The organism is Aneurinibacillus aneurinilyticus ATCC 12856, assembly GCF_000466385.1.
Classification (GTDB): Bacteria; Bacillota; Bacilli; order Aneurinibacillales; family Aneurinibacillaceae; genus Aneurinibacillus; species Aneurinibacillus aneurinilyticus.
Window position 1 is genome coordinate 31,938 of sequence record NZ_KE952838.1, and the last position, 12,026, is coordinate 43,963.

The 12,026-nt window shown below is 43.8% G+C and carries 11 protein-coding genes; 5 read left to right on the forward strand and 6 right to left on the reverse strand.

Features of this window, described 5'->3' with window-relative positions:
• Window positions 1–64 precede the first annotated feature (64 nt).
• The 4 genes from HMPREF0083_RS17100 to HMPREF0083_RS17115 all read left to right on the forward strand — a co-directional run bounded on the left by HMPREF0083_RS17100 (window position 65) and on the right by HMPREF0083_RS17115 (window position 3,810).
• Complete coding sequence (locus HMPREF0083_RS17100; protein ID WP_040303348.1) at window positions 65–712, forward strand: nitroreductase family protein; 648 nt, start codon at window positions 65–67, stop codon at window positions 710–712.
• Between the two features lie 264 nt (window positions 713–976).
• Window positions 977–1,399 carry a hypothetical protein gene (locus HMPREF0083_RS26500; protein WP_021622871.1) on the forward strand — a complete coding sequence of 141 codons (423 nt, stop codon included), beginning with the start codon at window positions 977–979 and terminating at the stop codon, window positions 1,397–1,399.
• 538 nt (window positions 1,400–1,937) lie between these two features.
• The gene (locus HMPREF0083_RS17110) at window positions 1,938–2,873 is read left to right on the forward strand and encodes an ABC transporter ATP-binding protein (RefSeq protein WP_021622873.1); all 936 of its coding nucleotides are present in this window, start codon (window positions 1,938–1,940) and stop codon (window positions 2,871–2,873) included.
• Window positions 2,866–3,810 (forward strand): ABC transporter permease, encoded by a 945-nt coding sequence (locus tag HMPREF0083_RS17115; RefSeq protein ID WP_040303377.1) that lies wholly within the window; start codon window positions 2,866–2,868, stop codon window positions 3,808–3,810. The genes HMPREF0083_RS17110 and HMPREF0083_RS17115 overlap by 8 nt, the downstream gene beginning before the upstream one ends.
• A 160-nt stretch (window positions 3,811–3,970) precedes the next feature.
• Here the strand turns inward: HMPREF0083_RS17115 and HMPREF0083_RS17120 are convergent, their stop codons facing one another.
• Complete coding sequence (locus HMPREF0083_RS17120; protein ID WP_021622875.1) at window positions 3,971–6,091, reverse strand: phytoene desaturase family protein; 2,121 nt, start codon at window positions 6,089–6,091, stop codon at window positions 3,971–3,973.
• A gap of 133 nt (window positions 6,092–6,224) precedes the next feature.
• On the opposite strand from HMPREF0083_RS17120, the gene HMPREF0083_RS17125 reads away from it, so the two are divergent.
• Window positions 6,225–6,824, forward strand: coding sequence for a TetR/AcrR family transcriptional regulator (locus tag HMPREF0083_RS17125; RefSeq protein ID WP_021622876.1), 600 nt, complete (start codon window positions 6,225–6,227; stop codon window positions 6,822–6,824).
• 49 nt (window positions 6,825–6,873) lie between these two features.
• Here the strand turns inward: HMPREF0083_RS17125 and HMPREF0083_RS17130 are convergent, their stop codons facing one another.
• The 5 genes from HMPREF0083_RS17130 to HMPREF0083_RS17150 form a co-directional block, all read right to left on the reverse strand.
• Complete coding sequence (locus HMPREF0083_RS17130; protein WP_021622877.1) at window positions 6,874–7,752, reverse strand: hemolysin family protein; 879 nt, start codon at window positions 7,750–7,752, stop codon at window positions 6,874–6,876.
• A gap of 47 nt (window positions 7,753–7,799) precedes the next feature.
• The gene (locus tag HMPREF0083_RS17135) at window positions 7,800–8,756 is read right to left on the reverse strand and encodes a sporulation protein (protein WP_021622878.1); all 957 of its coding nucleotides are present in this window, start codon (window positions 8,754–8,756) and stop codon (window positions 7,800–7,802) included.
• 232 nt (window positions 8,757–8,988) lie between these two features.
• Window positions 8,989–9,876: a protease HtpX gene (gene htpX, locus HMPREF0083_RS17140; protein WP_021622879.1), complete on the reverse strand. Its 888-nt coding sequence runs from the start codon at window positions 9,874–9,876 to the stop codon at window positions 8,989–8,991.
• 49 nt (window positions 9,877–9,925) lie between these two features.
• The gene (locus HMPREF0083_RS17145) at window positions 9,926–11,245 is read right to left on the reverse strand and encodes a hemolysin family protein (protein WP_021622880.1); all 1,320 of its coding nucleotides are present in this window, start codon (window positions 11,243–11,245) and stop codon (window positions 9,926–9,928) included.
• Between the two features lie 315 nt (window positions 11,246–11,560).
• On the reverse strand, window positions 11,561–11,944 hold the full coding sequence (locus HMPREF0083_RS17150) for a Na-translocating system protein MpsC family protein (RefSeq protein ID WP_040303350.1): 384 nt from the start codon (window positions 11,942–11,944) through the stop codon (window positions 11,561–11,563).
• Window positions 11,945–12,026 lie beyond the last annotated feature (82 nt).

A 12,026-nucleotide genomic window follows, 5' to 3' on the forward strand; every position in this document is an offset into this window, starting at 1 on the left:
TGCTAATACTTTGTGTTATAATGATGCTGATTGTATAGTATTCGAAAAGCAGGTGACATTGTATATGCATTATCCCGATTTTAAGGAAATTATTCTGGGACGCCGAAGCGTACGAAAATTCACGGACCAGCCAGTCGATATGGAAGATATAAAGGAAATCATCGATTGTGCCCGCTATGCACCCAGCGATACAAACTCACAAACATGGGAATTTATCGTGATTTTGAATAAAGAGAAGATTAACAAAATCTCTGAAATGACATGGGAAGAATTGCACAAAATTGCTGATGGTGCAAAAGAGCGGGGTTTAGAAAAAGAAGCTCGTCTTCTGACACGCTCTTTCGGTCCATACGCGACAGCATTCACGGGTGCGCCAGCGCTCATCGTATGCCTGGCGCCTCCATACACATCGAAATTCCGGGAAAAAATCTTTGATCCAATTATGATTAGTGAGCCTTCTTTCTGGGACGAAGAAGGGATTAAAAGCAGCTGCCTAGCATCACAGAACCTCATGCTGGCTGCACATGCTAAAGGATTGGCGACATGCGCTATGACAGGCCCTGTACTGCTTGCCCAGCATCGTATGCGTGAGTATCTTCAAATCTCGCCCGAAAAACAAATCAACATGGTTATCGCGCTGGGCCATCCGTCCGAGACACCACCTCGTCTGCCACGCAAACCTGTGGAAGACATTCTTCACATTATAGAATAAAATAGTTTTTAAACCGATAAAAAAGGGGCATTTTGCCCCTTTTTTCTATCAATATCAAAACCTATATTTTTAGTATAATAAAAAAGACACGCTGGCCTTTCTTCTGTCGGATCACGGAACGCATCCAACCTCTTCTTTTTTCGAATTCCCTCCTTCCAGCCACCTGAACTTTTGTTACTGCGTCACGTGAATGCTATATAGTATTACCGAGCGCTTAAAGAGTGTGATACAATACAAGCAGTCGAATAATGAAAGGGGGGCAAAATGATGGACGAGAAAAATCTCTTAGACTTATTTCAAATAGCTTTGCAACCAATAAATGAGCGCTTGAGCGGGATTGAAAAACGACTAGGCACGCTCGAACACGGCCAACAGGAAATTGAAAAACGATTAGGTACGCTCGAACATGGCCAACGGGAAATTGAAAAACGATTGAACACGTTGGAACATGGTCAACAAGAAATTGAAAAACGATTGAACACGTTGGAACACGGCCAACAGGAAATTGAAAAACGATTGGACACGCTCGAACATGGCCAACAGGAAATTAAAAATACCCTTCAACTTGTAAAGGAACAGACGGCATGCGCTAGTGAACTACAATCCCCTATAGGTGATGTTCAAAAACAAGTCGATGATTTGGCACTCGATTTAAAAATTTTAAAACGTGCAATTACAAATCAGTAGATCTGAATACATACTGAATGCTTCTACTCGCTTCCATGACTAGCATCATCAAACGTTCCCCATTTTTCATGATAATTGATGAACTTCAACAGGATTATTCATATCAGATCCCTTACATTATAATATTTATTGTATGAACGTGCTAATACTACATTCTTAATCACTTTGCCTCTGATGTCAGCTCCGCTAGTACTCCCTGGTAAGAGGCACGGAACAGATAGAGAAAATCAGAGGTTGGAAACAGTCCCACTGGCCTTTCTTCTGTCGGGGCACGGGACACATCCAACCTCTTCTTTTTCTGAATCCTCTACTTCCAACCATACGCCCCTGTTGAAATATCAAGTGCAACTTACATAGCTGAAATCAAAGTCAAAGCAAATGGCAACGAGTATACGTTTGTGTGGCACTATCAACACCCTTGAGAATATCTATGGTTTTTCATACTAGAAATGGATATCGTGTCCGTCTTATGACGGAGGGATAAATGAAAGAGGATTGATACAATAACAAGGTAAAATTTAGAACAGGAGGAAATTATATGGTTTCCGAACAAACAATCATTCAAATTCGAAACCTGACCAAAAAGATAGGGAGAAAAAAACTGGTAGATTCATTAACATTTGATATTAAAAAAGGGGAAGTATTCGGTTTTTTAGGTCCGAATGGAGCAGGCAAAACAACAACAATTCGGATGATAGTCGGGCTTATGTCCATCACAAAGGGCGAAGTTATCATAGAAGGTAAGAGCATTGCGCACGAGTTCGAACAAGCGATTCAGCATGTAGGAGCCATTGTAGAAAATCCAGAGATGTACAAATTTCTTACAGGTTATCAAAATCTTGTTCACTTTGCCAACATGGTTCCAGGCGGTATAAAAAAAGAAAGAATTAAAGAAGTCATAAAGCTGGTAGGCTTGGAAAGCCGGATTCACGATAAAGTAAAAACATACTCCCTGGGCATGCGACAGCGCCTTGGAGTAGCCCAAGCTTTGCTTCATAAGCCTTCCGTTCTTATTTTGGACGAGCCGACAAACGGACTAGATCCCTCAGGTATTCGTGAGCTGCGGGATTATTTACGTAGTCTGGCACAAAATGAAGGTGTCTCTGTTATCGTATCGAGCCACTTACTGTCCGAGATGGAACTTATGTGTGATCGAATTGCCATTATCCAAAACGGAAAACTCATAGATGTCAAACGAATCACAGAACTTGTTCAAAATAACGAAGAAGAAATAACGGTGATGTTTACGGTTGCTCAATCGCAAATAGCAATCGAGCAGGTGAAAAAATATATGGCTGACGCTCACATTAGCATGACAGAAACCGGATTCCAAATAACAATTGAGAGAGAAAGAATACCGGACATCATCACTCTTCTTGCTGATAATTGTGTACGTATTTATGAAGTCAAACATATAACAAAAACGTTAGAAGACAAATTTCTGGAAATGACTGAGGGTGAAAAAATTGTCTAGCCTAATTCGCCTCGTTCGAAACGAAAACATGAAGATGTATCGACGTATCAGTTCCTGGATATTAATTGCTGTTCTTATTCTTTTAACAATTGGTGTAGGCCTACTTCTACGATACGATAGTTCATCCGACAACAATGAACAATGGAGAAACGGGCTTGCTTCAAAAAGTAAGGAAATACAGGAGGTGTTGCAAAAAGAACAAAACATACCACAATTTCAAAGAACACAGATGGAAAAAGAAATGAAAATCTATCAATATCGCCTGGATCATAATTTCGGTCCCAGTGTATGGAATGGGGTAAAGGCAACATCTTCCCTTATGTCATTCGTCACTCTTTCTGCCGTTGTCATTGCCGGAGGAATTGTAGCTAGTGAATACAATTGGGGTACGATTAAACTCTTGTTAATTCGGCCGCAAAACCGAACAAAAATTTTATTATCAAAATATATAGCAACAATGGGTTACGCCCTACTTATGATTATTATTTTACTTTCCGTATCTTTTATAACGAATGGCCTCTTGTTCGGATTTCAAGAAATGGGACAGCCCTATCTTTATGTAGCGCAGAATGGTACCGTTCAGGAAGGAAACATGCTTGTTAACATTCTACAAACGTATGGCCTTTCCTCAGTTGAAATGATTATGGTTGTTACATTCGCTTTTATGATGTCTGTTGTTTTTCGAAGCAGTGCTTTGGCCATCGGGCTATCATTATTTATCATGTTTATCAGCCAACCATTGATTCAATTTTTAAGCAAATTCAGCTGGGTGAAATATTATCTTTTTGCAAACACGAATCTTTCTGTGTATCTTGAAGGAACTCCACTGATTCCTGGAATGACACTCACGTTTTCACTTATCGTACTAGCCGGTTACTTTCTTGGGTTTACCTTTATCTCATGGTTTGTTTTCAAGAAACGGGATGTAGCTGCCTGATTCATACATAGCAATAACAGAGCCTATGCGGGAGAAGGATAGCCCCCTTGCCCTCTCCCACATAGACGATGCTAAGCATAATCTGTGATATAATTTTTGTTGCGAACAATGCATAATGCCAACGATCGCAATTCGAGACCGGTTTCTAAAATAGTTACCCTTATGCCGTATTCTGCCCTGCACTCCGGGCTTCAAAGTATGGGCCAAGCCGCTCCGCTGCATCTCCGCCGCTAATAACCACCGCTTCGATGCCAGGCCCATATCCAACCCCTGCTCCAACCAGATATAGTCCTTCAATCGGAGATTTTACGTAAGGGAATTCACTGTCCATCATTTGACGTTTTATGCTATAAACAGAACCTTCATATGTGCGCATATACCTTTCCATTGTTTTTGGGGTAGCAACTTCCGAAAATAAAATATGGGATGCCGCCTTTTTATCAATTTGCTCAAGAATTTGGCGACATATCGCATCAATCTCGTTTTTTAGCGCCTGATATTCATCCTCCGTCATTGCCGCATACACACCGGCCTCCGCTTTCGTAACAAGATTAATCGTTATCGTGCTTTTTCCTTGAGGCGCCAGTGAGGGATCCAGCGATGAGGCGGATTGAACACCTGCTCCCTCAAAAGCAATATCCAGGCTTGACAGGCGCATTGGCTTTGGAAATGTATAGTGAATCAGTCTATCAGTACAGAACACCGTATCTACCGCCGCGTTCCATACGAATAAAGACATCGAAGGTTCGAGCTTTCTTACCTTCTCCCTATAAGCCTGAGGCAAACGCGACAAACCGACAAGCTGCTCATACGTTACACGCGGGTCAGCATTCGAAATCACTACAGGAGCTTTATAGACCCCTTTATCCGTTTGAACACCAGTAACCCGATTTTCTTTCACTGTAATCGCTGTTACATCCGTGGAAATCCGTATGTCTCCCCCATACTGCTTCAGCTTCTCTGCAAGCTTCATCGCCAGCTTTCCTGAGCCGCCTGCAGGTCGATAGCCTCCTACGATGAAATACCCCATCAATGCGATCATACTATTCGCGGATGTTCTCTCTCCCTTATCACCAACATATCCTGTCAGTATTGATACTTGCTGACGTACTGCTTGATTTTGAACAAACGCATCGAGCAGCTCACGCCACTCCCTGTCCTTCCAGCGCAAGTAGTGCGGATTCTGTTCGGCGTATGCGTTCATTTCCTCTACTGTTTGTGGAATATGTGGAACGAGCCGATCCGGCATAAAAACGGTGTACATCTCTTCAAAGCAGGCTTTCAATTCCGCAAATAAAGCATAAATGCCTTCCTTCTCCTCTGGAAAACGCTCAGCCAGTCGATCACGCCAACCGGTATAATCATGCGGAATGATAAAACGCTCATCCCCTTCCCGAAATTCATACGTATTTCTCAACCATGTTATTTCTTCTTCCAATCCGTGCCGCTGCAACAGATGACGTAACGGGCCAGCCTCTCCCAGTCCACTAATTGACTCCACACCTGCTTCGAACTTGAATCCTCCCCTGCGGGTATACGTAGTACATGCACCGCCAATTAGGTAATGTTGCTCCAATACGAGTACCTTCGCTCCTTTTCCTGCTAATTCAACTGCCGCCGTTAGTCCACCAATGCCTGAACCGACGATAATTACATCATACTCAGTTTGCCCCACAGGCGCTAGCGGAGCAACGAAAGGTTCCCATGTCAATTCTGGTGCTTCCGGCTGCTGCATTTTCACAGCGTACCTCTGTTGCATATACCTTGGTAGAATCATGTTAGCAACTACACCGATAATCGACCATATATTCGCTGTTATCATACCGATTTCCAGGGGCAATACTCTCAGGGCAGTGAGAACCGCAAACAGAGTCGATAGCGAAAAAAGCAGCGCCCATACACCAGTAAGAACACGATTAATTGTGAGAAACAGCGGATGGTTCCACACAGCTTCCGGAGTAGTCTCCTTGGCGTATTGTAATGTAAAAGGCTGCGAGGAAAGCAGAGACAGTGCTGTAGAAATGGTTAGAATAAGATAAATGGTGACCTGACCGTATTCCAATACAGGTGTGCCCGGAACCAGAAGGATAACAACCGCAGCAGTTAAAAAATAAAGCGTATTGATAACGGCCAATGTCTTAACCCTCTTACGCCGTATCTGCATTATCAGTAAAAGCATTGCAATAACCAAAGCCGCAGTACAGCCAAGCCAACGAGGATTCACAAGCAGCGCTACAGCCAGCGGAATAAAATCAAGCAAAATCAATCCTAATGTTTTCATACTTTTCGCCTTCGCTTTCTTGTTATTATCTGCTTAAATCTTAACATACCGACCGACGGTTTGTAAATGACTTTGACAAACCGCCGGTCGGATTGTAGGATGAAGTAAGTACAGTAATAGGGGAAGGATAGCTATGACACAATCTACAAACACAAATCCGAGCTTCCAGCTTCTTCTCACAGTTACCGAGCAAACGATTCTGGAACTTGGATGCAATAAAGCAACGCTTCAAGAGATTATGAATCGTACCGGACTTTCCAAAGGAGCCATTTATCACTATGTTAAGAGCAAGGATGAGCTTTTCAGCCTCATCCTGGAAGCCAGGATGCAAAGTGTAAACGAAAAATTTCATGCAGCCGTGAATCAGGCGAAACCAGGGGAGCTGATAGGACCCCTGCAGGTCATCACCGAAGGCATTATCCCACAAATTACCGACGAAAAAGATGTTTCCAATATTATCTTCGTTTATTTGTTAAGCAGGCGGGATGATCCGCGCATTCAAGAAATATTGCAACGAAATCATCAATATTCATTAGAGTTGGCTGTAAAATGGATACAAATCGGACAACAGTATCATGTCATTCCCGAGCATCTAGACGCACATACAGTCGCTTCTTCTTTCCTGCTCTATGTCTACGGACTTCGCGTTCAGCGAATGATCGTACCAAACGCTTCAGGAGTGGACGGCAGGCAATTGTTTGAATTTTTTTATCGAACCTTACGTGTTACTTAAATCGTGAAGTAATAGTAAAAGCCCCCTGCGTCATACGCAGGAGGCTTTATTATGCCCCTTCTGTCCTATCTTCTGTCATTCCGATCCTTTTCGCTTCAAGCCACCTGATCTGTAGCCCTTCCATCTTCTTAATCGTGAATCGCCATTGAGCATATTCAATATACATGCCTTCCCGGACTTCACGTATACGAGCGGCGGCCCATCCTCCTATCGTATCGAAGCCTTCCTCGGGCACAACTCCCGTCAACTCCGCCACTTCCGAAAGCAACACCTTATTGTCCAACAAATAATGATAGGGTCCGATTTCTTCCACAGGTGAACGCTCATGTGAATCGAATTCATCATGAATTTCGCCCACAATTTCTTCTAGAATATCCTCCATCGTAACCACGCCCGCCGTTCCGCCGTACTCATCGATCAGAATGGCCATCGATGTTCGTCTCTCCCGCATCTCTTCCAATAGCTTCTCCAGTGGAGCCGCTTCATTCATGAACAAGGCTGGACGCATCACATCCGTAAGCATGAGGTTGCTGTCTTCAAGGTATTTAATAAATAACTCCTTCGCATGCACTACGCCGAGAATACGATCTTTGTCTTCGCCCGCAACCGGGTAACGTGTAAAGCCTTCTGTCCGGATTGTAAGCAAGCTTTCTTCAAGACTTCTGTCCGCATACAAACATACCATCTCTGTACGCGGTACCATAATCTCTCGTGCCACCCGGGCACCAAATTTAAAAATATTGTTCACATACGCATATTTCGTAGGATTAATCTCGCCATTATCCAGGCTTTGCGCCAGCATAAGGCGAAGCTCTTCCTCCGAACAGGCATGTCTGCTTGCAGATTTTATACTAAACAGACGAATAATCAGTCCCACGGTGGCAACAAAAAGCAAAGCGACAAGCAACCAACTTATGACACCGTCCATCCGTTCCCCGAAGGGCCACCTCCGTCAAGCAATTTTGCTTTTAGGAATTATTCGTCTCCGCCGCCAAACATATCACCAAAGAAATCACCAAATCCACCCCCATCTTCTTCACCGCCGTTAAATGCACTCTCAGTTTCTTCTGTATTCCCCATCATTCCATCCATCAACTCCGACAATACAAGTCCCCCCAGTATACCGGCCGCAAATCCCCCCATCGCTCCGCCGAAGCCGCTATGACGGTGCTGGTGGCCATTCTCAGCTCCCATCATATGACGCTGCTCAAGGTAGGCATTCGGATTTCCGATCATTTCCTCCAGCATTTGCTGTAAGTAGGCTCGTAAGCGTCCAACATCAACTAACAATTCATCGGATAAAATAACTTCTCTTTTCACTTCCATTTCCCTGCTAAAGGATGGCATATCTAACACAAGTAACAGGCGAACTTGTTCTTCTTCAATGGCGGCAATGAATTCTACTTCCCTTACACTGTCCTGCAGGAATGGCGCCGGGAAAAACTCGAACGTTTGCGCATATCCATCAAATGCACGAGAGTCGTGTTTTTCCCGCATGCCCAATTCTTCAAACGCTGTAATAATGTTTGTAAAACGTACTGGCGGATTAACACGAATATAATCTTTATCCTGGCTATCCACTCCTGCCGCGATATCCAAATTCGTCGTGAAATAGTAGGCTACAGCATGACTGGAAATAAGCAAATCCTGCGGTAACCGATACATAAATGGAAATGCTTTTCTTTCACCCGCACCAAGCGTAAAACGGCAGTCGAAAGGAATGGTGGCCATTGCCTGCCGGTGTTCACTTTTCTTTGTGCGTAGCGCCAGCATAAACTGCACATCAACTTTGTTGATGTATTGTTCTACCGCTCCACCCTGAAGCACCAACTCACCCTCTACTGTATCTCCCAGGGTATATTCATTTCCATGCAGCACCAAGTCGACCTTGGCTGAACCAATACCTATCTTTGCCATCAATTTTTTAAACATCTTTTATCTTCCTTTCTTTTATGTATCTCAACCATTCAGTGGAACGTTACGGTTTACCCCGCCTTACTGGGCAGCATTCCCCCACTGCATGAAATTTCACTTTATATTATTTATTGTATACGCTACTAAGCCATAGCAGTTGCACTTTTTGTAGAATATTCGGTCAGATTATCTGGGGGAAACGATAAAAACCAGCCTATTAAATAGGCTGGTCATGTAATTGCTATTTCTATCATTCTCTTCCGGCCTGTAACCGCGCAATCCGATCATCTAAATCCGGATGGCTGGAAAACAAGCCGAGGAGACCGCTTTTTTTCCCACTAATTTTAAAGGCAGCTACCGACTTCTGCTCTGTGTCTACTAACTGTACTGTATGCTGCAACGATTGCAGGGCATGAATCATCTTGTCCTTACCTGCCAATTGCGCACCGCCTGCATCCGCACGGTATTCACGATAACGGGAGAAGGCCATAGTCACCATGCTGCCCAGTATCGAGAACAAAATATCAAATATAATAACTGCAATAAAATGAACGAGCGGTGCCACTTCTTCCTTAACAAAACGGGAAGCAATATACGCACAAATACGGGACAAGAATACGACAAATGTATTAATAACACCTTGTAGCAGCGTCATCGTAACCATGTCGCCGTTGGCAATATGCGCCACTTCATGCGCCAGCACACCAGATACCGCATTACCATCCATCCGCTCAAGCAAGCCGCTGGATACGGCCACCAAGGAGCGATTTTTGGATGGTCCAGTTGCAAAAGCATTAACCTCTGGTGAATCGTATATTCCTACTTCCGGCATTACCTTCAGCCCTGCTTTGCGTGATAGACTATACACTTCATCAAGCAATGCCTTCTCAGCAGGGTGCATCGGCCCATTCGGATCAATTACACGCACACCCATTGCCCATTTGGCCATTATTCTTGATAAGCCAAGCGATATTAACGCTCCCGAGAAGCCTACAACAGCACTAAATTTCAGCAAGGTACTGAAATCGATTCCGTTAGAAGTAATGTACCCCCGGACACCCAGCAAACTAGTAACAATGCCGATGGTGACAATAACCAGTCCGTTAACTAACAAAAACAAACCAATTCGTTTAAACATGACCTCTCCCTTTCCTTATATGCTTTTTCAAAATATATTTGCTCTCTACCTACTCCATACTGCTGCCATTTTCCTGTTCAGGGACAGCCACACGCTTAATTTCAACGCGTTTAATTTGAAGGCCGTCCGTTTCCATAACAGTAAACTGCCACGCTCCAATTTTTAGCTTCTGTCCTTCTTCAACGTTGGCAACGTGCGCGGACAGCCACCCGCCGACAGTGTCAAATTCCGGGTCAGCTTTTGCCCCGGTTAACTCTTCTACTTCTGTCAGCAACACTTTATTGTCTACAATATAATGATTTTTGCCAACCTCTTCTATCGGAGGACGCTCATTCACATCGAACTCGTCACGGATTTCGCCTACGATTTCTTCAAGAATATCCTCCATTGTCACCAGCCCGGACGTCCCTCCGTATTCGTCAACGAGAATGGCCAGTGAATTGCGCTGTTTTTGCATCTTTTTCAGAAGCGTCTCTAATGGTGTTGCTTCATTCACGAATAAAACCGGGCGCATGACAGCTGTAATATCTAATTGCGGATTATCTAAATATCTCATGAACAACTCTTTTGTATGAACAACGCCCAGAACATGGTCCTTGTCTTTCTCGACCACGGGATAACGGGTCAGACCTTCCCGGCGAATCGTTTGAAGATGCTCCTCTAGACCATCTTCCACGTACAAACACGTTATCTCCGTACGCGGGATCATAATCTCACGCGCTACCCGCTCGTCAAACTTAAAAATATTGTTCATATACGTAAATTCTGCCGTATTAATCTCCCCGCTCTCCAGACTCTGCGCCAGAATAAGTCGAAGCTCCTCTTCTGAATGGGCATGTTCGTGTTCATTAGCTGGCTTCATACCAAACATTCGGATAAATAATCCGGCTGATCCATTAAGCAGCCAGATGAACGGATACATTACCTTATAAAACCAGATTAGAGGACGGGACAACCCCAGACTAATAGCTTCCGCTTTTTGAATCGCCAACGTTTTTGGTGCCAGTTCTCCAAGTACCACATGCAGAAACGTAATGAAAGAAAATGCAAGAATAAAGGAAAGTGTATTGGCCAGCTGTTCCGGCACATTATACTCAAGGAACAGCGGGTGCAGCAGATGGTGAACGGTCGGCTCCCCCAACCAGCCAAGTCCCAGTGCTGTAATGGTAATGCCTAGCTGACACGCCGATAAATAACCGTCCAAGTTATCAATAATACGCTGTACGGCGATAGCTGATTTGTTTCCTTCCATCGCCAATTGGTCAATCCGGGTCGGCCGCACCTTAATCATCGCAAATTCAGCAGCGACAAAAAACGCCGTAGCGACAATTAAAACTGCGACCAAAATTAAATTGATGATACTTTCCATCTACTTCCCCGAGGGGACACCTCCACATTGTTTGGTTTTTATTCATTCTTCTCCAAATGTCTGCCTGATAAACGAATACAAGATTACTAGCTTTACCACTGATTATTCCATACGAAATATCAATTGGTCAGGTTTCATTTTTATAAAGAAAAAAACAGCCAGGCACTATCCCCTACCTGACCTTGTTCTTACTTCTACCATTCTGCAACCGTTCCGTCCTTATGACGCCATACGGAATTTCTCCAGCTATGACCTTCCTGCGCCATCTTACATACGTATTCTTCATTCACCTGAATGCCCGGGCCTCCCGGTCGCTTATACGATCGTTTTCATTTTCAATTCCTTTTCCAAATCGCAGTCAAGAATAAATACTTCTACTTGTTCCCCTAACTTGGTGCTTATATCACTATGGCTGGAGAGAACTCTACATCCTGTAATGCCAGATATAATCGCTTCGGTTTTTTCACTGTGTGACTCACGCAAAATTCGCCGCATTTCTTTCACAAGCGGCCTTCCTCTCTCTATTTGCACAAGCGTTTTCTCTTCCTGGGTCAGCACTTCTTTTAGACGAATAATCACCATATCATGAATGATGTACGTCTTCGTCTCTTTTGGCCCCCTACCAAGAATTTCCCGCAAAAATTTAATATATGCTTCGCTAATGATTGCTTCCATCCTATTTTTGCACGATTGTGCCATTTTCTCCAGGCTCCTTTAGCTTTCTCTTTTCATAAAAAACACAAGGGGGTTGATTATCCAGTATGATCCAGAGTGAATCGTC

Bases quoted from the DNA above. Each gene is read 5' to 3' on its own strand.
- HMPREF0083_RS17100 (WP_040303348.1), top strand. From the start codon at position 65: ATGCATTATCCCGATTTTAAGGAAATTATTCTGGGACGCCGAAGCGTA.
- HMPREF0083_RS26500 (WP_021622871.1), top strand. From the start codon at position 977: ATGATGGACGAGAAAAATCTCTTAGACTTATTTCAAATAGCTTTGCAA.
- HMPREF0083_RS17110 (WP_021622873.1), top strand. From the start codon at position 1,938: ATGGTTTCCGAACAAACAATCATTCAAATTCGAAACCTGACCAAAAAG.
- HMPREF0083_RS17120 (WP_021622875.1), bottom strand. From the start codon at position 6,091: ATGAAAACATTAGGATTGATTTTGCTTGATTTTATTCCGCTGGCTGTA.
- HMPREF0083_RS17125 (WP_021622876.1), top strand. From the start codon at position 6,225: ATGACACAATCTACAAACACAAATCCGAGCTTCCAGCTTCTTCTCACA.
- HMPREF0083_RS17130 (WP_021622877.1), bottom strand. From the start codon at position 7,752: ATGGACGGTGTCATAAGTTGGTTGCTTGTCGCTTTGCTTTTTGTTGCC.
- HMPREF0083_RS17135 (WP_021622878.1), bottom strand. From the start codon at position 8,756: ATGTTTAAAAAATTGATGGCAAAGATAGGTATTGGTTCAGCCAAGGTC.
- htpX (WP_021622879.1), bottom strand. From the start codon at position 9,876: ATGTTTAAACGAATTGGTTTGTTTTTGTTAGTTAACGGACTGGTTATT.
- HMPREF0083_RS17145 (WP_021622880.1), bottom strand. From the start codon at position 11,245: ATGGAAAGTATCATCAATTTAATTTTGGTCGCAGTTTTAATTGTCGCT.
- HMPREF0083_RS17150 (WP_040303350.1), bottom strand. From the start codon at position 11,944: ATGGCACAATCGTGCAAAAATAGGATGGAAGCAATCATTAGCGAAGCA.